The 24817-nt window shown below is 64.8% G+C and carries 23 protein-coding genes; 7 read left to right on the forward strand and 16 right to left on the reverse strand.

The window, feature by feature from the left end; genetic code table 11:
- Positions 1 to 441: 441 nt before the first annotated feature.
- From GEMMAAP_RS18170 to GEMMAAP_RS18185, 3 genes are all read right to left on the reverse strand, one after another.
- Entirely contained in the window at positions 442 to 1479 is a 1038-nt protein-coding gene (locus tag GEMMAAP_RS18170) for an alpha/beta fold hydrolase (protein ID WP_053334562.1), read from the reverse strand.
- Positions 1480 to 2379: 900 nt separating this feature from the next.
- On the reverse strand, positions 2380 to 3447 hold the full coding sequence (locus GEMMAAP_RS18180; RefSeq protein WP_082821472.1) for an integron integrase: 1068 nt from the start codon (positions 3445 to 3447) through the stop codon (positions 2380 to 2382).
- 88 nt (positions 3448 to 3535) lie between these two features.
- Complete coding sequence (locus tag GEMMAAP_RS18185) at positions 3536 to 5383, reverse strand: DEAD/DEAH box helicase (RefSeq protein ID WP_082821473.1); 1848 nt, start codon at positions 5381 to 5383, stop codon at positions 3536 to 3538.
- A 60-nt stretch (positions 5384 to 5443) separates the two neighbouring features.
- On the opposite strand from GEMMAAP_RS18185, the gene GEMMAAP_RS18190 reads away from it, so the two are divergent.
- Positions 5444 to 5899, forward strand: coding sequence for an SET domain-containing protein (locus tag GEMMAAP_RS18190; protein ID WP_026850872.1), 456 nt, complete (start codon positions 5444 to 5446; stop codon positions 5897 to 5899).
- 80 nt (positions 5900 to 5979) lie between these two features.
- The gene (locus GEMMAAP_RS20790) at positions 5980 to 6561 is read left to right on the forward strand and encodes a c-type cytochrome (RefSeq protein ID WP_043581754.1); all 582 of its coding nucleotides are present in this window, start codon (positions 5980 to 5982) and stop codon (positions 6559 to 6561) included.
- Here the strand turns inward: GEMMAAP_RS20790 and GEMMAAP_RS18200 are convergent.
- Positions 6558 to 7091, reverse strand: a complete 534-nt coding sequence (locus tag GEMMAAP_RS18200) for a GNAT family N-acetyltransferase (protein ID WP_043581755.1) — start codon at positions 7089 to 7091, stop codon at positions 6558 to 6560. The genes GEMMAAP_RS20790 and GEMMAAP_RS18200 overlap by 4 nt on opposite strands.
- A 148-nt stretch (positions 7092 to 7239) precedes the next feature.
- Between GEMMAAP_RS18200 and GEMMAAP_RS18205 the strand changes: the two genes are divergently transcribed.
- Complete coding sequence (locus GEMMAAP_RS18205) at positions 7240 to 8271, forward strand: AraC family transcriptional regulator (RefSeq protein WP_053334563.1); 1032 nt, start codon at positions 7240 to 7242, stop codon at positions 8269 to 8271.
- A gap of 38 nt (positions 8272 to 8309) precedes the next feature.
- Here GEMMAAP_RS18205 and GEMMAAP_RS18210 read toward each other — a convergent pair whose 3' ends face one another.
- From GEMMAAP_RS18210 to GEMMAAP_RS18225, 4 genes are read right to left on the reverse strand one after another with little or no spacing between them, the layout of a single operon-like run.
- Positions 8310 to 8951 carry a class I SAM-dependent methyltransferase gene (locus tag GEMMAAP_RS18210; protein WP_026850874.1) on the reverse strand — a complete coding sequence of 214 codons (642 nt, stop codon included), beginning with the start codon at positions 8949 to 8951 and terminating at the stop codon, positions 8310 to 8312.
- A complete protein-coding gene (locus GEMMAAP_RS18215) occupies positions 8948 to 9649 on the reverse strand; it encodes a DUF4386 family protein (protein ID WP_053334564.1) in 702 nt (233 codons plus the stop codon). The genes GEMMAAP_RS18210 and GEMMAAP_RS18215 overlap by 4 nt, the downstream gene beginning before the upstream one ends.
- Positions 9650 to 9708: 59 nt before the next feature.
- Positions 9709 to 10299 carry a cupin domain-containing protein gene (locus tag GEMMAAP_RS18220; RefSeq protein ID WP_053334565.1) on the reverse strand — a complete coding sequence of 197 codons (591 nt, stop codon included), beginning with the start codon at positions 10297 to 10299 and terminating at the stop codon, positions 9709 to 9711.
- Complete coding sequence (locus tag GEMMAAP_RS18225) at positions 10296 to 10757, reverse strand: hypothetical protein (RefSeq protein WP_043581756.1); 462 nt, start codon at positions 10755 to 10757, stop codon at positions 10296 to 10298. The genes GEMMAAP_RS18220 and GEMMAAP_RS18225 overlap by 4 nt, the downstream gene beginning before the upstream one ends.
- A gap of 326 nt (positions 10758 to 11083) precedes the next feature.
- Here GEMMAAP_RS18225 and GEMMAAP_RS18230 point away from each other — a divergent pair, with 326 nt between their 5' ends.
- Both GEMMAAP_RS18230 and GEMMAAP_RS18235 read left to right on the forward strand, forming a co-directional pair.
- Complete coding sequence (locus GEMMAAP_RS18230; protein WP_053334566.1) at positions 11084 to 13606, forward strand: protein kinase domain-containing protein; 2523 nt, start codon at positions 11084 to 11086, stop codon at positions 13604 to 13606.
- Positions 13607 to 13802: 196 nt separating this feature from the next.
- A complete protein-coding gene (locus tag GEMMAAP_RS18235) occupies positions 13803 to 16202 on the forward strand; it encodes a hypothetical protein (RefSeq protein ID WP_026850876.1) in 2400 nt (799 codons plus the stop codon).
- A 26-nt stretch (positions 16203 to 16228) separates the two neighbouring features.
- On the opposite strand, the gene GEMMAAP_RS18240 is transcribed toward GEMMAAP_RS18235, so the two are convergent.
- From GEMMAAP_RS18240 to GEMMAAP_RS18255, 4 genes are all read right to left on the reverse strand, one after another.
- Positions 16229 to 17275: a sulfite oxidase gene (locus GEMMAAP_RS18240; RefSeq protein ID WP_053334567.1), complete on the reverse strand. Its 1047-nt coding sequence runs from the start codon at positions 17273 to 17275 to the stop codon at positions 16229 to 16231.
- Positions 17276 to 17305: 30 nt separating this feature from the next.
- On the reverse strand, positions 17306 to 18493 hold the full coding sequence (locus tag GEMMAAP_RS18245) for a patatin-like phospholipase family protein (RefSeq protein WP_082821475.1): 1188 nt from the start codon (positions 18491 to 18493) through the stop codon (positions 17306 to 17308).
- Positions 18494 to 18548: 55 nt separating this feature from the next.
- Positions 18549 to 18902, reverse strand: coding sequence for a TfoX/Sxy family protein (locus tag GEMMAAP_RS18250; protein ID WP_043581798.1), 354 nt, complete (start codon positions 18900 to 18902; stop codon positions 18549 to 18551).
- A gap of 97 nt (positions 18903 to 18999) precedes the next feature.
- Positions 19000 to 19542: a YaeQ family protein gene (locus tag GEMMAAP_RS18255; protein WP_026850879.1), complete on the reverse strand. Its 543-nt coding sequence runs from the start codon at positions 19540 to 19542 to the stop codon at positions 19000 to 19002.
- Positions 19543 to 19620: 78 nt separating this feature from the next.
- On the opposite strand from GEMMAAP_RS18255, the gene GEMMAAP_RS18260 reads away from it, so the two are divergent.
- Entirely contained in the window at positions 19621 to 19878 is a 258-nt protein-coding gene (locus GEMMAAP_RS18260) for a GlsB/YeaQ/YmgE family stress response membrane protein (protein WP_043581757.1), read from the forward strand.
- Positions 19879 to 19918: 40 nt separating this feature from the next.
- On the opposite strand, the gene GEMMAAP_RS18265 is transcribed toward GEMMAAP_RS18260, so the two are convergent.
- From GEMMAAP_RS18265 to GEMMAAP_RS18280, 4 genes are read right to left on the reverse strand one after another with little or no spacing between them, the layout of a single operon-like run.
- On the reverse strand, positions 19919 to 20845 hold the full coding sequence (locus GEMMAAP_RS18265; protein WP_026850881.1) for a branched-chain amino acid transaminase: 927 nt from the start codon (positions 20843 to 20845) through the stop codon (positions 19919 to 19921).
- A gap of 41 nt (positions 20846 to 20886) precedes the next feature.
- Positions 20887 to 21678 carry an SDR family oxidoreductase gene (locus tag GEMMAAP_RS18270; RefSeq protein ID WP_026850882.1) on the reverse strand — a complete coding sequence of 264 codons (792 nt, stop codon included), beginning with the start codon at positions 21676 to 21678 and terminating at the stop codon, positions 20887 to 20889.
- The gene (locus GEMMAAP_RS21005; RefSeq protein ID WP_238588160.1) at positions 21678 to 22376 is read right to left on the reverse strand and encodes a cupin domain-containing protein; all 699 of its coding nucleotides are present in this window, start codon (positions 22374 to 22376) and stop codon (positions 21678 to 21680) included. Before GEMMAAP_RS21005 ends, GEMMAAP_RS18270 begins: the two co-directional genes overlap by 1 nt.
- Before the next feature lie 19 nt (positions 22377 to 22395).
- Positions 22396 to 23034 carry an NAD(P)-dependent oxidoreductase gene (locus tag GEMMAAP_RS18280; protein ID WP_026850883.1) on the reverse strand — a complete coding sequence of 213 codons (639 nt, stop codon included), beginning with the start codon at positions 23032 to 23034 and terminating at the stop codon, positions 22396 to 22398.
- Positions 23035 to 23129: 95 nt separating this feature from the next.
- On the opposite strand from GEMMAAP_RS18280, the gene GEMMAAP_RS18285 reads away from it, so the two are divergent.
- Positions 23130 to 24815: a formate--tetrahydrofolate ligase gene (locus GEMMAAP_RS18285; protein ID WP_026850884.1), complete on the forward strand. Its 1686-nt coding sequence runs from the start codon at positions 23130 to 23132 to the stop codon at positions 24813 to 24815.
- Positions 24816 to 24817: the final 2 nt, after the last annotated feature.

Here is a 24817-nt window from a genome sequence, read left to right on the forward strand (position 1 = left end):
GGCGGGGTGTCGGGGCCGTCCTCAGGTAACTGGCGCAGCGCCGTCGGACGGGCGTGGGGCGCGCGCTGCGCCGCATGCCACTCCGATTGCGCGGCCTGCGCCCGAAAAAGATTGGATCAATGGCAGAACCAATCGCATCCGCCCATCGCTTTGTGAGTTGGCATAACGTTTGCTTCTGCTGTGGACGCTCATATAAAAAGGGTTTGGCGGGGCCTCCGCAACCAAGCCCAGGTCATCACGGAGGCCCCGCCAAACCCATCCTTACCCGCGGCCATCGGCAGCAAGCGTCGTTAGCCTGCGGTGCTCCGGTGTCCGAGGTCGGCGTCCTCTATGAAAAAGAGGGATGAAATGCGCCTGCGTCCTGCGCGTCACGCACGTTCAACTGTGTCAGCTATTCGTACAGCATATGCACCGATAACAACGGCCCGACGCGCTAGGGTGTCAGCGCGATGCGGGCCGTAGAGTCGAGAGAAACGCGCGCATTAGCCGTTCCGTATCGACCGGCTCTCTGAGGAACTGGTAGTGGTGCGAAGGAGATGCGACGACCCGCGCCTGTGGCACCTCTCGAGCGAAGCGTTCACGCTCGCGCAGGACCCACGGCCGTAGCACCGAGTCGACGACCGCCGTCGTTCGTGCAATCCCCAAGGAGTCGCCCGCGAGGAACGGGAACATCACAGTGATCGGATCCCAATCCGAATAGAGCGCGAGCGCCGGGGCGCGCACGCCTCGATAGTCAAGGGCTGGTGTGTTTGTGAAGATTGCCTGCGCGACCCGGTTGGGCGTTCGCGGCCCCACGAGCGATCCCGCGGAGTCGAAGAGAAATGTGGCGATCACCTCGCCAATCGGATACTCGACACCCCGTAGGCGGCGCAGATAGTCCTGCAGTCCCGTCGGGCTGGCCAGCTCTACGGCCAAGGGGCTCGGCATGATACTGCCGAGCGCCGAAAAGAGGCGCTCTTCGGCGTTGAAGGCAGCCGAGTGATCCAGCGCTGCGTCGAGATAGATCACGCCGGCCGTACGCGTTGGATATGTCGTGGCGAAGCCCGTGATCTCATCACCGCCGAGCGAGTGCCCGGCGAGCACGACGTGATGCAGCCGCAGCGTGTCGAGGACCGCCCGGAGTTGCTCGACGCGCGCTGCAATCGCGTAGCCCTCTCGCTCCGGTTGGTCAGAGCCGCCGAATCCGACGCGCGAAACGCCGATGACGCGGTACTGATCGGTGAACCGCGGCGCAAAGCCGTCAAAGACGTGGGCTGAGTTGCCCATCCCCGGATAGAAGACGAGCGTCGGGCCGGAACCGCCCCAGTCGAGGTACTCGATTCGGACGCCGTCGACCGTCACGGTGCCCACGCGGTGTGGCGACGTATCTGTCGGCCGATGGGGCGCGACGTGTGGCGCCTGGGCTTCGGCGCTGCCTCCGGGAGCGAGGAGGACGGCGACGACGGCTAGAGTCAGAATGCGCGGGAACGAAACGTACATGTGAAGCCGAAGATGTTGGGAACGGAAGAAGGGAGGAAGGCGCGGCCAGTGTGTGTGCAAGGCGAGTTCGGCGCAACAATGCGTGTTAGCAGGCTAACGCTTTGCGTTCTGCTGCAGCGCATCAAACAAAATGCGGCCGGACGGACGTCGTGCGCCAGCACGGCGACCGCCTGCCGCATACCGCATCGCGCTGTCGGCAGCAACGTTTCGTTAGACCACGCTGCGCGGACGGTGCGGCTTGCGTGTAATAGGCCTGCACTGATTGAAGTAGTCACGTGGCCATTGGCCTCCACCGCATTCGCAAGGCGCCAGCGCTGACGGCGACGGCTACGAGCACCGGGACGAAAGGAAACACCCAGAAAAAGGCGCGATCCGCCAGCGTTGGATGGACCGCACCGAGTACGCTGTAGAGCGGGCCCATCAAGAGCACCAGTCCAACGAGGGTTAGCGCGAACGCGAGCGATGAGAAAGCGGCGAGCCCACGCGGCGGCATATGTGCAATGCGGCGCCAAATGACGGGGAGTGCCAGCAGGTACAGAAGGACTGAAGGGGCTAGCAGCACGAACGCATCGGCCTCGACCGGGTAGCGCTCCCCACCTCCTGGCACTGGCGCGCGTTGACTCCAAACGCCGATACCAGTGATGAGTAGCGCAGCAGCAGCGGGAAAGACGAGAAGCGCGAGGAATCGCCTTAACATTCAAAGACTTTCGTAAAGTGGTCTAACGAGTATTAGACTGCAGGCGATCACTGCAGCCAGCGCGTTATACAGCGGATTTCTGCAGTCTAATCCACAGCGCTTCGCGTCGATGCCATGGTGGATCTCATTGCCGCGGCATCGGTTACGCCGCAGAGACGTAATTGGGCACTCCGAATTAGACTGCAGATATTGCAGTCTAACATTCAGTTGCGCCGAGGGTTCCGCAAGCGGGAGGCATCGCTCCCCATAACGGTGCGCGACGGTGGTTCCGGCCGCTCTGTTGGACCGCCGGCGCGTGACCCTGACAGTCCGGGAAGATCCAAGGGACTCTTCACGCCGAGCCCCCCGCGGTTGAGGACGTGGGTATAGAGCATCGTGGTGGACACGTCCCGATGCCCCAACAGTTCCTGCACCGTGCGGATATCGTAGCCGGCTTCGAGCAGATGGGTCGCAAAAGAATGCCGGAACGTATGGCACCCGACGCGCTGCGCCGTACCCGTGCGCCGCGCCGCCTCAGCGACCGCCCGTTGCAACACGGTAGGGTGCACATGGTGCGTGCGCCGCTGCTTGGCCTCGGCATCCCAGTATTCGCGCGATGCGGGGAAGACCCACCACCAGCCAGCATTTCGGACAGCGCCCATGGCTTTCGTCCCCGTGGCCAGCGGCAACGCGACATACCCGCCCCCGCGGGCGGCCCGTTGCTGCATGTCCAGCCGAACGGCACCGAGATGTGCGCGCAGGGGTGCAACGAGGCTGGCCGGCAACATGGTCACCCGATCACGCGCCCCTTTACCCCGTCGCACCCGAATCTCGCCGCGATCAAGATCCACGTCTTTCACCCGCAACGTGCAGCACTCCATGAGGCGCATCCCCGAGCCGTAGAGCAACGAGGCCATGAGCCACGGAACGCCGTCCATGACCCCGAGCACCGCGGCCACCGCCGCTCGAGACAACACGTTGGGCAGCACATGAGGCCGTTTGGCGGGGGCGATGCCCGTCACCGTGGGCAACGGCTGCTCCAACACGTCCCGATACAGGAACTGGAGCGCCGCCAGCGCCTGGTTCTGTGTTGACACCGCCACCCCTCGCGCGGTAGCCAGATACGACAGAAAATTCCGCACCGCAGATGGCGGGAGCTCGGCCGGATGCCGACGCCCGTGAAAGTTCACGTACGCGACAATCCACCGCACATACACCTGCACCGTGCGCGGACTGTACCGCCGCACGGCCGCGCGGTCGCGCACCAACAACAAGAGGCGTGAAGACGTCATGCATCACGATGCACACGTCTCCACGCCTCGTTGTCATCATGCCAACGCCCATTGTCTCACGACAACGCACGCTGACCACAAACCACCACTACTTCATGCGGTCCCGACGGACCTGCACGCGCAGCCCCTTGATCTTGGTGTTCTTGAGCGCGGTGATCACTTCGTCCGCCATCGCCTCCGGCACATCCACCGTGCTGAAGTTGTCGGCAATCTGAATGGCGCCAATGTGCTCCGAGTCCAAGCCGGCCTCGTTGGCAATGGCCCCCACCAAGTCGCCCGGACGCATCTTGAGTTTGCGACCGGCGCCAATCCACAACGTGGCCGGCGTCCAGGCGGTCTCGCGGCGCGGCTTCTTGCCCTTCGCACCGCCAGCCTCGGCACGCGGCGGACGACGATCGCCCCCGCCACGCTCGTCACGCGCAAACCGCTCGCCGCCGCGGCTATCGCCACCACGCGACTCCCCGCCGCGCGACTCGCCACCACGGCTCTCCCCACGATCAAACCGCTCGCGCGGCTCACGCGGCGTCACCGCCGGAATCTCGTCCTCACCACCGTCACGCGCCGCGACGAGCTTCACCGCCGCCGCCGCCACGTCCATCACGTCAAACTCATCCGCCAACGCTTCCACCATGCCGCGGAAGCTCTCCAAGCCTCCCTCAACAATGGCTTCGCGCAACGTCATCTTCACCAGCTCCTGACGGTGCGCCCGCAGGTCGGCCACGGTGGGCACCTGCGCGATGTCGATCTTCTGGCTGGTCTGCCGCTCAATGTTGCGCAGCAACCGGTGCTCACGCGGCTCGGCCAACGTAATGGCCACACCCTCGCGACCGGCACGGCCGGTACGGCCAATGCGGTGCACATACGTTTCGGCATCCGCGGGCACATCGAAGTTCACCACGTGGCTCACGTGCTTCACATCGAGCCCGCGCGCTGCCACGTCGGTGGCAATGAGCAGATCCACCTTCTTGGCGCGGAACTTCTGCATCACGCGGTCACGCTGGTCCTGCGACAGCCCGCCGTGCAACGACTCCGCTCGCAACCCGCGCGCCGAGAGCGTCTCGGTGAGCTCGTCCACTTCCGTGCGCGTGCGGCAGAAGACAATCGCGCTGGTGGGCTGCTCGATGTCGAGCACCCGCGCCAACGCCGGCATCTTGTGCGCGCGGCTCACCACGTACGCCACCTGGCGTACCCGGGCCACGGCGCCCTCGGCCAACACTTCCCGCTCCACCGTGACATGCTCGGCGTCGCGCAGATACTTGCGCGCAATCCCGGCAATACGCGGCGGCAACGTGGCCGAAAACAGACAGGTCTGCTTGCTGGCCGGCGTGGCGTCGAGAATGGCCTCGAGTTCGTCGGCGAAGCCCATGTCGAGCATTTCGTCGGCTTCGTCGAGCACCACCGCCTGCAACGTGCCCAGCTTGAGCGTGTTGCGCTTGATGTGGTCGAGCGCGCGACCAGGGGTCGCGATCACGACATCCACACCCCGCTTGAGGGCGCGGATCTGCAGTTCCATGCTCGCGCCGCCGTAAACGGCCAGCGCATGCAAGCCCAGCGGCTTGCCATAACGGTGCACCGCTTCGGCCACCTGCATGGCCAGTTCGCGGGTGGGGACCAGAATGAGGACCGACGGGGCCCCGTTGGCAGCCTTGTGGCCGGCGCCAATGCGGGTAAGTAACGGGAGCGCAAAGGCGGCCGTCTTGCCGGTGCCTGTGGCCGCCTGCGCGAGCACATCGCGGCCGACCAGCAGGGGCGGAATTGCTGCCCGCTGCACGGGCGTAGGTTCTTCGTAGCCAAGCGCCGAAAGCGCCTCGGCAATGCGCGAGTCAACACCCAGTGCGGCGAAGCCATTGTTGCCAGCTTCTGTACTATCCTGCAAATCGTGCTCGGTGCCCGCGCGGATCAGCGCGGCAGACGAGCGCGCGTCCGTTTTGGTCATGGTTTTCTCCTGTAGCCCTTTAATATATCACAGTCGGTCCCAGATGGCGAACTTATCCACATGACCTCCTCAAACCTCCCCTTCGAGGTGCGCCACAGCCCCATTCAGGGGGCCGGCGGCTTCGCCACCCGTCCCATCCCGGCCGGGGTGCGCCTCATTGAATACGCCGGGGAGCGCCTCACCCCCTCCCAGGCCGAGGCCCGCTATCCCGATATTCCCGGGGAGCGGCACCATACCTATCTGTTCGCGATCGACGACGAAGTGGTCATTGATGCTGCCGTAAACGGCAACGAGGCGCGGTTTCTCAACCACTCCTGCGCCCCCAACTGCGACGCCGTCATTGAAGACGGCCGCATCTGGATCGAGTCCATACAAGACATCGAGGTAGGCGAAGAGCTGGTCTACGATTACGCCTACATACTGGAGGAACGGCACACCCCGGCGGCCAAGAAGCGCTTTCCCTGCTTTTGCGGCGCCATTACCTGCCGCGGCACCATTCTGGCCAAAAAGCGCTGACCGGGCGGGGCGGCGACGCCGTGTAGCGTGTGGTACGTTGCATCCGTCGTGTTACGGACCCCTACGGAGATGGATCGCCCATGCGTATGAAACTCGCCGCCGCCGTGCTGGCGGCCGGCACGGTTATGGCCTGCGCCCGCGCCAATCAGGAAGCGGCCGTGGCCACCGCCACCCCCATTGCCGCCTCCCCCGCGGCCCCCGGCGCCCCCGCCGCCCCGGCCCAGCGCCGGCAGCCGGTGAGCCCCATGAAGATGGACACCGTGCGCCAGCAGGCCATTGCCACGCTCATGGCCACGCTCAAAGGCCGCGAAAACGAGCCGGCGGGCGTGGTCTTCAAGAACGTGAAGCTCCACAAGGATATGCCGGTGAAGGAGTTCCTCACCATGATGGACGAGCAGTACGGGCGCGGCCTCGGCTTTACCTGCGTCAACTGCCACATGGACAACGGCGACTACGCGAGCGACGAACGCAAGAACAAGGTCATCGCCCGGCAGATGGAGCGCATGCAGCGCGATATCGACAGCAAGTACATCGCCAAGGTCAAGGAACTCGACGACCCGCGCCCCAAGACCACCTGCGTGATGTGCCACCGCGGCACGCCGCACATGCCCAACACCATGGACGTGCCCACGGCACCGGTGCCGCAGCGCAAACGCGGCTAAGCGGCCCCCAACGGCGCCCGCATGACGGCATCCCGTTGCACATCGGCGCCCAGCGTGAACGTCTGGGCGCCGACGCGTTCAAATCCCTGTTTTTCGTAAAAACGGATGGCCTTCGGATTGCGCTCCCACACGCCCAGCCACAACGCATCCCCGCCCCACTCCAGCGCGACCTCCCGCACCGCCGCCATGAGCGGCGCCGCCACGCCGCGGCCGTGCCACGCGCCGTCCACGTAAAACCGCTCCAACTCCACCGGGTGCCCAGCGGTCACCTGCTCGTTGCCGCTGCCACGGAACACGCTGGCGTACGCCACCAGCACGCCCTCGTGCTCCACCAGCAGACATACCCGGGCCGGGTCAGCCAACTCGCCCCGCTGCTTGCTCTCCGAAAACGCGTAGTCGAGATACAGCGCCATATCGGCCGGATCATTGTCCGCCGCGAACGTGTCGTGAAAGACACGCCGTGCGAACACGCTCAGCGTGGCGGCATCAACAGCAGACGCGATACGAATCGCTGGGAGTGTCGTGGACATCCGCTGAATCTACCTCACGAGTGGAAGAGCGCGGTCGACAGGCGCGGTGCGCAATCACATATTGCGGCATGTTCGGCATTTCCCGCCTGTCATTTCATGTCCTTGAGTTGTTGCAGCGCGACACACTGTCCAAATCGGGCCGCCTCCGGTGACCAAGGCCTGGGTGGCCGTCTCGCTGGTAGCCGACTTGCTGCACTACTTGGCTCAGCGTGGGTGTGATATCGACGCCTTGTTACGCGAGGCCGGCATCGTCCGCGCCGATCTTGCCGATCCGGAGGGACGGATACCCAGCGAACGAAAGGCCCGACTCAATGCGGCGGCCATCCGAGCCACGGGTGATCCCGACCTCGGCTTGCATATGGCGGAGAGTGTGCGCGCCGGTTCGCTCGGCCTCCTGTCCTTCGTCCTGATGACCAGCGAAGACGTCGCGGAGTTGCTCACGCTTGGCGCTCGGTATTTCGGGCTGCTCATGGCCGGCGGCCGGTACGCCGTGCATCGGGAGGCCAACGCGTTCGTGCTGTCGTTTGAACAGGAACCGGGGATTTTGTGCCCGCAATTCGACGAGCCCCGATATATCGTGGAAAGCGCCCTACTCAGTGCCGTCCGGCAGGTCGATTTCATGACGGCACGTGTGGTGCCTCCGCGATTGGTCACGTTCCGTCATCCGGAGCCGGCGACCGGATCAGCGGAGCACCGTCGGTGCTTCGGAGCGCCGATCGTCTTCAATGCGCCCGCCAACGCGGTGCATTACTCGGCATCGAGCGGTTCGATTCCGGTCCGCGGGGCCCACGCTCAACTGAATGCGACATTTCGCCAGCAGGCCGACGCACTGCATGCATTGCTGCAGCAATCAGGCGGGGTTGCCGAACGGGCGCGTCGAGTCGTGGCAGTACACTTTCGCGGCGCAATCCCTCGCGTACAAATCGTGGCCGCTGAATTGGGTATGAGTGCCCGATCGCTCCAGCGTGCGCTTGCCGCCGAGCAGGTCACGTTCTCGTCACTGGTGGACGACGTACGCCGGGAACTTGCCGTCGGCCTGCTTCGGCAGCGCGGAACCCGTGTCACGGAGGTGGCCTTTCTCCTTGGCTTTCAGGAGTCCTCGTCATTTACGCGCGCTGTTCGACGGTGGACGGGACGACCGCCCAGTGCCCTGCGTGAATCAGGAGCGACATCACAGTAGTGCACGCCGCGAGCTTGTTGGCCTGTGCACTTGCGATATCACCACGGCCGTGCCACGACACAGGTGTGGGCGTGCCCGTGCCGTCCGTCAAACTTCATGGCCACGACTTCAAAGCCGGCGTCGTGCAGCATCTCGACGATGGCCTCATCGCTGTAGATCCGAAATCCGTGGGAAGACACCGGTAGACGCTCCATGTGGGACTGGGGACGGTACGCGAGGACCAGCGAACCGGTTGACCTTAAAACGCGCCGGATTTCCGTCAACACGCCTACCGGCGACTCCCAGAAATACAGCGTATTGACGGTCAGCACCTTATCGAAGGTCGCATCACTCCACGGGAGGGTCGACGCGTCACCGGCCACAAGGGCCAGCCGGCCCGCACGCAGCTCCGGGACATGCGAAGCCCGGGCGGCAGCCAACATTGTCTCGGAGCGCTCCATACCGGTCACGCGGCCGGCACTCACGCGCTGCAGCAGCATCGGCAGCGTTTTGCCGCCACCAAATCCGATCTCGAGCACATGCTCGTGCGACTCGAGGGCCAGCAACGCAATACTCTGCTCATTCATATCCGCGTTGACCGAATTCATCACGGTGCCCATGACCCGCCCCCAGAGGCCCCGGGGTTCAGCCAGCTGGGCCGCGGCATGCCGAGCCATCGCATCCCGCCAGTGGCCAATCATGCCAGTCTCTCGGCGTGCGAAGTCGTGGGAGTGTGCGATACGCGTAGGCGCATGAGCGCGATGCCCCACACAATCAACCACAGCGGCAACAGGGCATTGTTCGCATCAGCCATCAGCGATACCGCCGGCGTCACATTGCGCCACATCGCCACCAGCCCCACCACACCAGCCAGCACTCCAAACCCACTTACCCACCGTGGAAGCTGCCGGTCCAGCCACGCGACCCCACTGAACAACACGAACGCCAGGTTTAACATCAGCTCCCCGAAAAACTCGCCCACATACCGCCCGAGCATGGTGTTGAGCCCATCGAATAGCGCCGTCAGTACCACTTGCTGATCGGATGACGCCGTAGCCCACGTACGCGCCAACTCCCACTGAATACTGGGCCACCGCACCAGTCCCGCCGTCATGAACAGCGCCGACAACAGCGCCGCCGCCGAAGCCAGTCGCACCACGCTGCGGTGCCTCGGCATGGCGTGTACCGCCGAGAGCCCAGCTGCTGCCGGCACCAGCAGCAGTGGAATGGCCGCATATAGCGCCCAGATGGCGCGCCCTTCGCTGCCCAGCGCCAACAGGCGCGGCAGCACTTCGGCGGCCGATCGGTCGAGAATGTCCGGGTAGTCAAACCGGCCGGCCAACAGGGCAAAGACCACGATGAATCCCACCGCTGCACTGAACAGCGACAGGCCGGCCATTCGGCCGCCCGACTGTTCGGGCGATAACCGACCGTTTCCCGTATCCGAGGTTCCATGGCTCATGCGACCGCCCCTCCCACGGACACCGGCGTGGTGACGCTTTCATAGACGCGCAACGCGGAAAACACGCCAAGCAGCTCGCCGAGTCCAACCAGCAGGGTGAGCAACACGCCCTGCACACCACTGGGCATCCCCACAAACCGGAAGTCCGCGTCCTGGAGACAGCGAGCCAGAAACAGAAGGTTCCGTGGCTGCCCACTGGAACGGGCGAGACCGGTATTCGCCAATCCGTACCAGGTTCGCAGGAACCGTTCAAACTGTCCGGGAGACCGGATCAGGGTGACAAAGCGGACCCACGTATTGGAGGAATTGGTAAAGGCGTGCGCCTGCCCCGGGGTCACTTCCACTGCATCACCGGCCAGCAAGGTGAGTGATCGCCCCTCCACCGTCATTTGCAGCGCGCCTTCCAGCACCTCAAACCGTTCGACCAGATGCGTGTGCCGATGCAGCGGCGGGCCCTCCGTGTGCGGCGGCAAGTCAAACTGCACCTCCAGCAGCGATCCGTCCGCGTCACGCTCCCGCCGCAACACCACCATGCGCTCGCCGGTCACGCGGTTCTCGAGTGCGGTGCATTCGGATTGCGGGCTCACCGTTTCCCCCCGAGCCGCACATCCAGGCCTACGGTAGGATTGACGCGTAGTTCGCCATCGAACGTGTTCAGCATGCCCACTCCCAGACGACCGGCCACCGGCCCGCCCAAACGGCCACGGACCCCGGCATCCGTGAAAATTCCACTCTTGAAGCGCTTATCGAGGCTCACCGCCACGCTGGGCGACACGTACAACGCCGTGCGTTCGGCCGAGGTGTAGAACGTGGTACCAAACCGCAAAAAGTTGGTGTTCTTCCCCTTCGTTTCGTTATCGGCCTTGAGAATGGTGGGGTAGAAGCCAGCGTGCACACCAATCTTGCCAAAGCGCAGCTCGATACCCGAGGACGGGTTCCGGAACACCGTGAGGTACACCTGTGGGCCATTGCCTTGCTGGGCTTCGGCGGAATGCGGAGCCAACAACACGAGTACGAGGGCAGCGGGAATCAGGGAGCGCAACATGGGGAGTCCTGTGTGGGTGAACCGCAGCGCCCGATGCAGCTGCGGGTTACTCACAAGGCTATGGTTCGGCGGGGTGGCGTACCCTGACCGGTCGCGCCAAGGCGTTGACCTATTGCGCCAGCTTTTTCGCCGGCGTTGCGCGTTGAGCGAAGCCGCCGCTCTTGACCGGGCATTCGACCCTCGCCCGACAGCATGCCCGAGAGACGTCGCAGGAACAAAATGAACAACTCATCATGTCAATCGATCACTTCTGCTGCCCCACAGCGTGGCACAGACTCTATCTTTTAGTGTTCCCGTGCTGTAACGGACGTCACCGCAGGTAACGCATGGCTGAGATCCTTGAGACGCTGCAACTGCGTCTGGAAGGGAAATATCGGGTAGAGCGAGAATTGGGACGCGGCGGCATGGCCACCGTGTACTACGCGCACGACCTCGTGCACGACCGCGAAGTGGCCATCAAGGTGCTGAATCCCGAGCTGTCGGCCACCATTGGGGCGGAACGGTTCAACCGGGAAATTACCCTCGCTTCGCGGCTCAACCACCCGCATATCCTCGGCTTTTACGAGTCCGGTCAGGCCGACAACCTGCTGTACTACGTGATGCCCTTTGTGCGCGGCGAAGCGCTGCGCGACAAAATTGATCGCGAAGGACAGCTCGGTGTTGCCGATGCCGTGCGCATCATCAAGGAAGTCGCCAGCGCCCTCGGCCACGCGCACGAGCAGAACGTGGTGCACCGCGACGTGAAGCCGGAAAACATCCTGCTCCTCGAAAACGGGCACGCGCTGGTGGCCGACTTCGGTATTGCGCGGGCCGCCACCGAAGGCGACGCACAAAAGCTCACGCAGACGGGCATGGCCATTGGCACGCCTGTGTACATGAGCCCCGAGCAGTCCACCGGCGAAAAGGTGGGGCCCGCCGCCGATATCTACAGCCTGGGCTGCGTGCTGTACGAAATGCTGAGTGGCGAACCGCCGTTCACCGGCAAGAACGCCATGGCCATCATGGCGCGACACGCCATGGAAACGGTGCCGGCCATTCGCATCGTGCGCTCGTCGGTGTCGGAAGAAATTGAAGAAGCGATCTTCGCCGCGCTGGAGAAGTCACCGGTGGATCGCCCCAAGACGTGCGACGAGTTCATCGAAATTCTCGGCACGCCCATGGGTGAAACCACCATGCGCCGCGCCTCGCGCATGACCACCACGCGGCGCATTCCCACTCCCATTCCGCTGCCGCCAACACCCTGGTACAAGAAGACCGGCGTGATGGTGGGGGCTGTCGCAGTGCTTGCCCTGGGCGGCGCTGCGGCGTGGAAGTTCAGCGCCGGATCGGCACCCACACAGCTGGGCGCCGAGGCGCGCAGCATTGCCGTGCTCTACTTCGACAACGATACCAAGGACGCATCGCTCGGCTTCCTCGCCGACGGTATCACCGAAGCCGTGATTTCGTCGTTGAGCGGCATTGAGAAGCTCGACGTCGTGTCGCGCAGTGGCTCCGAACAGTTCCGCGGCAGCACCGCACCGACCGACAGCATTGCCACCACACTTGATGTTGGCGTACTGGTCAAGGGCAATCTCGAAAAGGACGGCGACAAGATTCGCGTGAACGTACGCCTGATTGATCGCAGCAACGCGGAGCTGGGACGCGGCAAGGTGGGGCCGTTTGTCGCCACCTCACTCTCGCTGCGCGACAGTGTGGCGGCGCAGGTGGCGGAACTCATTCGCGACCGCCTGGGCACCGAGATCAAGTTGCGGGAACAGCGCGATGCTACGCGCAACGAAGCCGCCTGGCTGGCGGTGCAGCGCGCCGAAGCCGGACGCAAACGGTTTGAGGCGGCGTTCGGGTCGGGTGATGTGGCCAAGGCCGCCGAGGAACAGCGCGCCATTGATTCACTGCTCATTGACGCGGCGCGCTTGGACCCGCGCTGGGCCACGCCGCTCAATCTGCGCGCCACTGTGGCGTACTACGTGGCGCGACGGAACACCGACTTTGATGTCAAACGGCAGGCCGTGGATTCCGGGCTGGTGTGGGCCAATGAATCGCTCACTCGCTCGGTGGACAACCCCGACGGCCTCGAGATGCGTGGCAATCTCACGTACTTCCGCGCCATCAGTGGGCTCGAAACCGACGGCAGCAAGATCACGGCCGGCATTGACGCGGCGCGCCAGGATCTCGAAAAGGCCACGCAGGTGAACCCGTCACAGGCGGGCGCGTGGAGCACGCTGTCGCACCTGTATACGCGCATCCCCGGCGCCTCCACCGAAGTCATCAACGCCGCCGACAAGGCACTGTCGGCCGATGCATTTCTGGCCAACGCCGCGGTGGTGTACGACCGCGTCTTCACCACCGCGTACGATCAGGAAGCGTTTGACCTCAAGGCTGCGCCGTACTGCGAAAAGATGGCTAAGCGCTTCAAGGGCACCCTGAACGCGTATCGCTGTCAGCTCATGATGATGACCATCCCCAAGCCCAAAAATCCCGACGTCGCGCGGGCCTGGGCGCTGGCCGACAGTGCGGTGACCGCCGCCCCGCAGGTGCAGCAGCCGGTGCAGCGGCTGGTGATGAACATGTACGTGGCCGCTGTGCTGGTGAAAGCCGGCCTCAAGGACAGCGCCAAGGCCGTCGCCGACCGGTCGCGCGGTGATGGGCAGACCGACCCCAAGCGCGAAACGATGCTGCGCGGCGGTTACGTGTACGCGTTGCTGGGCGATACCACTGCCGCCGCCGCCGCCCTCAAGGAGTATCTCGCGGCCAACGAAGACCGCCGCGACTCCTTCCGCGCCGACGCCGGCTGGTGGTTCAGGCCGGTGCAGAACAGCCCGAAATTCCGAGCCATTATTGGCGGGTCATAACCCGCCCACTCGGCGCCCCGCCCACCCGGCGGCCGCGGAAGGCTGACGCCGTCACAGCGCTGTTACTCAAATGAGAAAGCGTTCACTAGGACTGTCACAATGTGAGTGACAGCTTGGAGATTCAGCGTGCCGTATCACGCATTGGCCGACTGCCCGGTTGGCACGTGATCGACGACGAATTTCTGGAGGCAATCCCATGCGCCGTTTTGCATTGTTGTTGTGTGTGTCCGCGCTGGCGCTCGCCAGCGCCTGCTCCGACCGGAGTACGTCGCCAACCGCCGACGCCACCGCTCGTCGCTCCCTGACGCCGGTCCCGGTGTGCCTCACCGCCACCGAAATCGACGCCCTCATTGATGCCGCCTTCGTGGATGGCTCCCCCGACGAGCAGTCCGCGCTCGGCAAGTGGGACAACATCAAGAAGCAGCGCGCCGCCGGTGATCGCGAGGAGGTCATTCAGGAGAAGACCATCGACCTGGTGGACTTCATGCTGACCAAGAAGCAGCAGGGCAAGCTGCTGGCCGAGGCCAATCCGACCACGCTGGCCGCGTTTGCCGACCTGATCAACGCGCTCTTCTGCTACGCCAACCTCGGGCAGTACTACTTCCCGGGCGGCGATGCCTGGTTCATCTACCCCACCGACGACGCGCAAACGGTTGAACGGGAAGATGGGCAGGCGGCCATGCGGCTGCCGGCCAACGCCGTGTTCACCCCCACGCTGGTGACCATCACCCCCACCAGCACGGTGCTCAACACCAAGCTGGACAAGTACCCGCAGAACTTCGAATTCTCGAAGTATCCGGCCAATGAGCCGTTCGCGAAGTTCGTCATCACCGAAGTGTGTGCCGAGACCCCCTCTCCGGAGATTTTCGAAGAGCTGGTGCTGGGGCACAACAAGGCCGACGGCAGCTTCGAACTGCTCCCGGAAGTGCCGTCGCTGCTCACCCGCTGCGCCACTACGCAGGCCAGTGTCCCGGCCAGCATCACCGATCGGCTGCTCAATCTCGTGTTGCCGCGCAAGCTGCACGCGGCGGTCATGTTTGGCGGCGGTGGCGTAGCCGGTTCGGTGCTGGAGCTCAGCCCCATTGGCCCGGTGGATCCACGCGTCAACGTGAGCGCCAACGCCAGCAGCACCACGGCGCCCATTGGCTCGCTGGTGTCGCCGTCGCCCATGGTGACCCTTACCACGCCCAACGGCGTGCCGCTCGATGGCATTCGCGTGGACTTCACCACGCTCGCTGACAGCTATGCCCTGGGCGCCACGGTCTCGCCGAGCAATCGCCTGACCATGGACGCCACCATCAGCAACGATTCGGCGGGTACGGCCAGCGCGACCTGGCGGCTGGGTACGGCGTTGGGCACGTACGGCCTGAGCGCCACGCCGCAGATTGGAGGCACGGTGGCGGTGCCGGGCGTGGAATTCATCCCGGCGCTGCGCACCTTCGAAGCCACGTCCACCCCGCCCGCACAGCTGGTGGTAACACAGGGACCGGCCACCGGCGCGTCGTTTGTCGCGGGCGTTCTGCACACCCCGGCTACGATCGTGGAAGCGCGTGACGCCAGCGGCCGGTTGGTCGAAGGCTTCACCGGCACGATTACCATGACGGCGGCCAGTGGCGCGGCGGCGCAGGCCGTGGGCGGTACGACCGCGAAGACGGCCACCAGTGGCGTGGCCACCTTCGACGATCTGTCCATCACGAAGACCGGCACCTTCACCATGGCGCCCGCCGGCTCGTTCGACGCAACGTCGCTGGCAGCCAGCGGCGCCTATGCGGTTACCATCACGCCGGCCGCGGCCACGACCATTACTGCCGTGAATACGGTCCCGGCCACCAGTGCCGTAAACACCGTGCTCACGCCCGTGGTGGAAGTGCGCGACCAGTACGGCAACCTGCGTCCGGGCACCCCGGTGTACTTCACTCCCACCCCCGACGAGAACAACGTCACCCCGTCGGCGGCCACCACGCTGTCGCCGTCGGGGCAGGCGTCCACGCAGTGGACGGTGCTCTTCGGCACCAACACGCTGTTCGCCGCGCTCGATCCCAGCGCACAGGAAGGACGCTTTGTGGAGTTCACCACCAATGTGGCCACCTCCACGTCGGTGAGCCTCTCCTGCTCCGAGAAGGGCAACCGTGAGCCCATCAACAACTTCGCCGTGCGCCTCACCAAAGCGCCGGCGCAGGGAAACACGGTGCGCCCCATCAAGGCCGTGCAGTTCTACTTCTCGGTGAACGGCAACGCCAAGGCGCCCACCAACTACCCGGTAACGGTGGCGGCCACCTATACCACAGCAGCGGGTGTTGTGGCCACGGTGACCACGCAGGAAGTGCTGGCGTTGCGGGGCAGTGCCTCCGAAGATCTGGCCGGCCGCTTCACCTTCCTCACGCCGTTCACCCCCCGGTCGAATACGCCGGTCATCTTCAAGTTCACCGGCCCCGCGATCAGCAACGAGATCCGGTTCAACGTGGGACCGTGTCAGCCGGGCGACCGGAACTGCCGCTCCAGGTGCGAGGCCAAGACCATCAGCAGCACCGGCTTCAATCTGTTCGCCAACCCCATCGTGCGGGAAAGCATGAAGTTCGACCTGTTCAGCAACTGATGACCAGGGCCACGGTGACGGCGGAGCTACTCCGCCGTCACCGTGATGCCGCGCACGGCATTGTTGCCGTAGCCCAGGCTGTTCCACACAATGCGCTCCGGCTGCACGGCACCACTCGCATCAGACGCACGAGTGCGCAGCACAACAGTGCCCGCCGGGAGCATTAACGGCAGCTCGAAGGGCGTCCATGCGTACGGTGACGCCGGCGCCCCCAGTGTGGCCTCGTGCCAGGCATCGCCTACGGCGATCTCCACCCGCGTAATCGCGCCAGCGCCCGACCACGCCCAACCGCGCAGCGTAGTGTTACACGCCGTCACCGCGTCCGGCGCCGGTGAAACAATCATGGACTTCACCAGCGCGCGCGATACGGGTGTGTGCACACCATCCACATCGTACACGTAGCGCTGCGTCTGGAAGTAGCCGGTGAACGGGGTGGTCCGCAGCTCCAGGGCCGTGAGCCACTTCACGTTGGCCATGCCGTACCAGTTGGGCACAATGAGCCGCAACGGGGCGCCATGGTCGGGGGTGAGCAGCGCACCGTCCATGTGCGTGGCCACCAGCGTATCGGGGTGCAGTGCCACCGCCAGCGGCAGCGCGCGCGCAAAGCGCACGTCTCCTTCGGCATCATCACGAGGCCCCGCGTCGGCGCCAATGGCCACCACCTCCAGCGCGTCGGCGTGCACGCCGACACCCGCCAGCAAAGTGGCCAGCGCTACGCCCGTCCAGCGCGTGGTGCTGACGGCGCCGAATTTCCACGGCTCACCGGTGGGAACCGGGTCCATGCCCAGCCGCCAGTTGCCGGCGCACTCCATGGTCACCAGCACCGTATGCTGGGGCATGGCCGCCAGATCGCTCAGCGAAAACACCACCGGTGACTGCACGGCGCCCAGCACCGACAGCTGCCACCCTGCGTGCGACAGCGGCGTCTCAAAATTGCTGCGCACATACACGCTCGCCGCCGGCGTCACCGCGTGCTGCAGCTGCGGCACCGGGGTTTCCGCGCAGAGCGGATGCGCGCGCACCACATCGAGCGGAGCAGTGAGCGGCACGAACGCGGAGACTGGAGCGGGCATGTGGGTCACAACGGAGGGGAAAAAAGCCAGTCAGCGCGACTCGGGCCGCACAAAGGCACTGGAGATCACGTCGAAGGGAGCCGATCCACGCGCTTTGGCAAAGCCCAGGGAATCGAGGCGCTGCATAAACGCGCGCTCAAACAGCTGGTCGGCCCCCGGACTGACCGATTCACTGCTCGGGAGTGCCGCGATCTGTACGTGCATACGCACACCGGGGACCTGAGCGCTGACCGCCCGCGTGAGATTCTCCAGTGCCATGAGCGTGGACGGCTGGTGCAGATAGAACAGCAGCCCGGTTGAGCGACCGCTGATCGCCTTGCGACTGGACGGCGAGATCACCCGCAGTTCACTGTGCGTCCACAAGTTCATCACCACCCAGAGGCGTACGGTGACATCGCGGAGCCCGCGGGCCGCCAGAGCGTGTCCCAGTTGCTGATAGTCCGAAAACGTGAGCCCCTGGAGCACGTTCTCCACCACCCCGCCATCGGCGTGCAGGTGCCCGTCCACCACCACCGGTGGGAAGATCCCTGGAATGGCCGTGGCCGCGCGGAGCAGGGAACGGGCCCGCACCAGCCCCACCGCGGTGGTATCCAATTCATCGCCCAGCGACCAGAGCCGGCCAATGCCGAGATCGAAGTCGGTGGTGGCAAACAAAATTTGTCGATCCTCCTTGAACGCCGACCGCAGTTCCGAGCGAAACTGCCCGTCGATTACCATGGCCAGCGTGCGATCGTAACGCGCGGTGTTGACCAGTCCACCGGTACGGCGCAGCCAGAACCACCAGTCAAACGTGGGCGCAAAGGTGGTAGCGCGTGCGTACAGTGCCGAGATGCTGTCGAGGGCCGCCGGCGTGCCCAGCAACGCATACGGCGCCTGCAATGCCCCCGTACTGATCCCGGTGACCAGATCGAAGCGTGGCATGGGCGAATCGGTCCGCGTACGCCACCCACGCAGAAAGCCGGCGCCGAAGGCCCCGTTCTGTCCGCCGCCCGAGAGCATCAGCACATCCAGCGTGCGATCTCCCCGCTGTTCGGCGCGCCGCACGAGTCGCGCAATGATCGTGTCCCGCGTGATACGGTCGTGCCGTGCAATGGCGGCGGCATCTTCCTGCAATGTTGCCAGCGATGCCGGTGGACGCGAAACAGCGGCACACCCGGCCGCAAACAGCCCCAGCGTCCCAACCAGCCATGCCATCCCGAGACGTTTTGTCATCCGCATGGGCGGAATATATCAACGAGGCGGCAATCCCCGAACTCGCCTCGACCGAGGTGACTCAACTGGCGCGCTTCACCTTGCGCTGCTTGGCGCGTCGTCCCACCGCCACGGCATCGTCCGCCCACAGGCGCAACGCGTCCTGTTCTTCAATCACTTCGGCGGGGACCTCGTAATACTGCATGACTTCGCCGCCTTCGCCGAACGGCCGGAAGGGTCCCATCCCCTTGGCTTCGTAATGGTGGCGCGTCCGCTCATCCACCTTGAAGTACAGCACGTCATTGCCAATGAGCGCAAAGAACGTGGTGCCGCAATAGATGCCCACCCCGCCAAACATGTCGCGCGCACGAATGTCCGGGAGCGCCCGGGTGAGGTGCTCCAGCACGAACGCGCGGTAGGTGGCCGTAACCGTCATGGATGCATTGTCGGTACCAGCCCCGGCCGCGTCAATACAGGAATTCCCGGCCAGCTGCCTGGTGGGCCCGCAGCGATCCACCAGACACGTGGGGAGCTCATCCGCCCAGGGCCGTGCGCTGCAGGGTGCCGGTCAGCGTCGTTCCGGCCAGGTTGAGAAACAGCTCCCCGTCCGTGACAGACAGCTCGAAGCTCAGACGACGGTCCAGCTGCTCCACGATCGCGTCCGTCAGCTCCCGCTCAAACACGTAGCATTCAATCTGATCCACCTTGTGGATGCGTTCGCCGGCAATCTGCCGCAGCCACACCGTGGGATCCTTGTGCGTGTACACCACCACCCTGGGGGCCGCCTTGCTGGCCTTGTGCAACCGGGCCGCGTCGGGCAAGCCGATTTCTATCCACGTCGTAATGGTACCGGTCAGATCACGCACACTGACCGTGGGATCATCCGGGTCCGAAACGCCTTTCGAGAACCCGATGCCTTCGCGGTATTCCAGGCAATAGGCCAGGAGCCGGGTCACGAAGTACTCCGGCGATTCCGACGGGTGCATGGCCATGCGGAACTCCAACTGCTCGTACACACCACGATCCACGTGCGCGAGCGACACGTTCATGGTGTACATCGTGGAGGTCAGCGCCATGTGCGCTCCGTCACCACGTTCGCGCGCGTGGTCCAAAGGTTGCTCCGTGTGAGGGTACACCCTTTTGTGGAGTCACCTGTGGACATTGTGACATGGCTCATCGTTGGACTCGTCGCCGGTGTGCTCGCCTCACTCGTCGTGGGAGGCGTGGGATTGGTGGGAAACATCGTCGTCGGCATCGTGGGCGCCTTCGTGGGCGGATGGATCTTCCGCCAGCTGGGCGTCAGTGCGCCCCTCCCGGGATTGGGCGGGGTGATCTTCACGGCCTTTATCGGCGCCATGGTGACGCTCCTGTTGCTGCATTTCGTCAGCGGCAGACGAAAAACCGTGGCCTGAGCACGCTCAAGCCACGGTTCGCTGGCGACGCACCCCGCACTTAGCGGCAGTGCGTCAGCCAGCCGTGCCGATCTTCGAGCTGTCCCTTGGCAATGCCAAGGTATTCCGTCTGCAACTGCTTGGTGATGGGGCCCACGCGCCCGGCGCCAATCGTGATGCGGTCGATGCTACGCACCGGTGTCAACTCGGCCGCCGTGCCCGTAAAGAACACTTCGTCGGCCATGTAGAGCATCTCGCGCGGAATGTGCAGTTCGCGCACCGGAATGCCGGCGTCGGCCGCCAGCTGCATAATGGTGTGGCGCGTAATGCCGCCGAGAATGCTGCCATCGAGCGGCGTCGTGATGATGGTGCCCTTGGACACCATGAACACGTTCTGCCCGGAGCCCTCGCTCACCACGCCGCTGGGGCTCAGCGCAATGCCTTCGGCGTAGCCGTTGGCGATCGCTTCCATCTTGATGAGCTGACCGCTGAGGTAGTTGCCGGCGATCTTGGCCATGGCCGGAATGGTATTGGGCTGCACGCGCTGCCAGCTGGAAATGCACGCGTCCACACCGGCGTCGAGCGCTTCGTCGCCCAGATACGCCCCCCAGGGCCAGCAGGGGAGATACGTCTCCACCGGCGCGCCAATGGGCACCATGCCCGCCGTGCCGTAGCCGCGCACGACCATGGGGCGTAAATAGCACGACTCGACCCCGTTGCGGGCCACCACTTCGCGCGACGCCTCGAAGAGCTCGTCCAGCGTGTAGGGCACATCCATGCGATAAATCTTGCACGAATGCAGCAGCCGCTCGAGATGCTCGCGCAGTCGGAAGATGGCCGGTCCCTTGGGGGTGCTGTAGGCACGGATGCCTTCAAAGGCCGACGATCCGAACTGCACGGAATGGCTGAGCACGTGGATCGTGGCGTCGGCCCACGGAATGAAATGGCCATCGCGCCAGATCCACTGCGTCTCGGTAATGCGGCTCATGTGCGGAAGTGCTGAAGGAGCGGAGAACGATCGGCAAGCGATCAGAGCAGGGACTTCACGGCGCCGCCGTCCACCAGCACGGCCTGCCCCGTCATGAATCCTGCCCGCGTAGAACACAGGAAAGCTATCACGGCGGCCAGCTCCTCGGGGCGTCCCACCCGCCCCAGCGGCGACTCCGCCGCCCAGCCGGCAAAGATCGACTCGGGGGAGGCCCCGGTACGCACGGAATTGGCGGCCGCCAGGTTATCCAGCCGTTCCGTGGCCGTGAATCCCGGCAGGACCGAGTTGACGGTCACCCCATCACGCCCCACTTCATCGGCCAGCGTGCGCAGATACCCAGTGACCGCCGCCCGCAGGGCATTGCTGAGCACCAGCCCGCCTTGCGGGCGCTTCACGGCCAACGAGGTGATGGCAATTACCCGCCCCCACTTTTTCGCCTGCATGGCCGGCACAAACGCGCGCGTGAGCTCCACCACACTACGTAGCAGCAGATCGGTGGCCGCCTGCCAGGAACTCCATTCGTGGCCCATGGGGGTGCCGGTTGGCGGCCCCCCGGTGTTGCACACGAGGATGTCCAACCCCTTCGGATACGCCGCCTGCACATGCTGCACCACGTGAGCGATCCCCTCGGAGGTGGCCAGATCGGCCTCCAGCGCCGTGACGGTCACGCCATGCGCTTCCAGCTTGGTCTTGGCGCTGCGAATGGCCTCGTCGCTGCGCGCGCAGATCACCAGCTCGACTCCCTCCATCGCCAGCTCCTCGGCGGCGGCGAACGCGATGCCACGGCTCGCACCACACACCAACGCCACCTTGCCCTTCAGACCAAGATCCATCAGCCCTGCCCTCCGTTGCGCATCGGCGTGCCGGAGCGCAGGTAGTCGTCAGACTTGTCAATCCAGTCCTGACGCGGCGGGTTGAAGATGTCCACGTCGAGCGTGTCTTCCAGCGCTTCGGCCCGGTGACGCACCATGCTGGGAATCACCAGCACCTCTCCGGCCCGCACATCGACATAGGTGTCACCCGGATTGTCGGCGTGCTCACCAATCCAGAAGCGCAGCGCCCCCGACAGGATGTACGTGATCTGCTCGTTGATGTGATCGTGCGCCGGCACCAGCGCGCCCTGCTTGAGATACACATGGGCCAACATCTGCTTTTCCGTGTACACCAGCCGGCGACCGATGAGCGGCGTGAGCTCCTCAACGGCCATGTCATCCCAGGCAATCTTGCGAACGTCAGTCGGATTCTCGGTCATGTGCAGCGAGGCAGGGAGGGTGGGAACAGCAGGAGTCAGACGGAGCGGTGAAACGGTGGGCCATGCGGATGGTACGGTGGCAACGGCAATACCCGACGCGACTGGGGCAGTGTACGCCGTGGCCGCTGCCGCGCGCGCCGCGGCCGTCTGCGCCTGCCGCGCGGCCAGTGCCGCCTGACGCGCCGCGGCCAGCTTGTTCTCTTTCCGCAGGTCCCAGAGCATCCAGCCGCAGAAAGCCACTCCGGCGCCGAAGGTCAGCAGCGTGTCGTACGGCAGCATCGGCGCCGCGTCCCCGTTGTCAGCGCTCGGCCACGAAGACTGCCTGCTGCACAAACCGGGGGGTCGTGATTTCCTGCACCAGCAGCCGAGCCAGCGCCGCACGCGACACCTGACTGCCGGCGCCCACGGAAACCGTGGTATCCATTTGCGCGCGCTCGGAGTCCGCCCCCTCGGTAAGCTTGGCCGGCTTGACCACGGTCCAACCACTCAGATGACTGGCGCGTACGTAGCGCTCCTGTTCGTCGCGGTCTTCCATCATGCCATCGTGCGCCGAGCGCCGGGCAAACATGGTGCGGATCTTCATGGTGAATCCCACGTTGCCGGAGGACTCTCCCGCCATGGCACTGGTGACCACCACAAGGCGCGACTGCTCAAGCGTCTTCATGGTACTCACAATCAGCTTGGTCGCGGCGGCGATATACGGCACCCGCGCATCGTCTTTGTGCCCCAGCATGACCACCGCCGCATCGGCCCCCCGCAGCACTTCGCGCACCGCGGTTGGATCGGCCAGCGATCCCACAATGACGGTGGCGTGTTCGGGGACCTGTTCCGACGGCTTGGCCCGATAATGCAGCCGCAGGGTGTGCCCTGCCGCGGTCGCCGCGTCAATGAACTGCTGGCCCAGCCGGCTGGACGCGCCATAGACGGCAATAATCATGAGACAGCGCCCTCGCAGCGGCGGGTCCCGTTGTTGTGTGCTAGAATGGAAAAAAGCGCCATGCTACAACTTGCACTCGCACCCAACGGTCCGCCATGACGGTTACGCCACCTCCCGTCCCCTCCGATATCGAGATTGCCCAGCAGGCGATCATGCGTCCCATTCGTGACGTTGCCGCCGATCTGGGGTTGGGGGAAGACGACATCGACCTGTACGGGAAGTACAAAGCCAAACTGCCGCTGTCCCTCGCTTCAGCGCCCCCCAAGGGGCGCCTGGTGCTGGTCACGGCCATCAACCCCACGCCAGCCGGTGAAGGGAAAAGCACCGTCAGCGTTGGCTTGTCGCAGGCGTTCCGCCGACTGGGACACAATGCCGTGCTCTGCATGCGAGAACCCAGCCTGGGTCCGGTGTTTGGGGTCAAGGGCGGCGCCGCTGGTGGCGGCTACTCGCAGGTGCTGCCCATGGACGACATCAACCTGCACTTCACCGGTGACTTTCATGCCATTGCCAGCGCCCATGCGCTGCTGAGTGCCATGATCGACAATCACCTGTATCACGGCAACGCGCTGGGGCTCAACCCCAAGGGCATCACGTGGCCACGCACCATTGATATGAACGATCGGGCGCTGCGCAGCGCCATCATTGGAATGGGCACCGGCAACGGCACCATGCGGGAAGAGCGGTGGGTCATCATTCCAGCCAGCGAAATCATGGCCATTGTGGCGCTGGCCTCCGATGCGGAGGATCTGGAACTGCGTCTGGGCAACATCGTGGTGGGCACGACGCTCGGCAAAGAGAAGAAGCCGGTGCGAGCGCGTGATCTGGGGGCCACGGGAGCCATGACGCTGTTGCTCAAGGACGCCATTCGCCCCAACCTGGTGCAAACGCTCGAAGGCGGTCCGGCCATTCTGCACGCCGGTCCGTTTGGCAACATCGCGCACGGCTGCAACTCACTCGTTGCCACCCGCGTGGGACTCGCGCTCGCCGACCTCGTGGTCACCGAAGCCGGCTTTGGCAGCGATCTGGGCGCCGAAAAGTTTTTCGATATCAAGTGCCGCGCCGGTGGGCTCAATCCGGAAGCGGCCGTACTGGTGGCCACCGTGCGCTCCCTCAAGATGCAGGGCGGCGTTGCCAAGGCGGAGCTGGATCGCGAAGACCTTGGCGCCCTCGAGCGCGGACTCCCCCACGTGGCGCATCACGTGCGCAACGTGCAGCAGTTTGGTGTGCCGGTGGTGGTGGCCATCAACCGCCGCACCAGCGATACCGACGCGGAGCTGCGTCTGGTGGCCGACTACGTGGCTACGCTGGGGGTGCCGGTGGCCATGTGCAACGTGTGGGCCGAAGGCGGGGCGGGCGGGGAAGCGCTGGCGCACGAGGTGCTGGGCTTGCTCAACGCCAAGACGTCGGCCTTCGCTCCGCTGTACGCCACGGAACAGCCCATCCGCGACAAGATTCGCACCGTGGCGCGCCGCGTCTATGGCGCCGATGGTGTGGACTTCTCGAGTGCCGCCGAGAAGAGCATTGACTGGCTGGAAGCCAACGGCATGGCACACACGCCGGTGTGCATGGCCAAGACCCAGTACTCGCTTACCGATGACGCGTCGCGACTGAACGTGCCCACCGGGTTTCGCATGACGGTCAACGAAGTGTACGGCTCGGCAGGCGCCGGGTTCGTGGTGGCCAAGTGTGGCGACATCATGACCATGCCCGGGCTGTCAAAGAAGCCGGCAGCGGAAGGCATGCGCCTGCGGGCCGACGGCACCATTGAAGGGCTGTCCTGATG

It is taken from the genome of Gemmatimonas phototrophica (assembly GCF_000695095.2).
Taxonomy (GTDB): domain Bacteria; phylum Gemmatimonadota; class Gemmatimonadetes; order Gemmatimonadales; family Gemmatimonadaceae; genus Gemmatimonas; species Gemmatimonas phototrophica.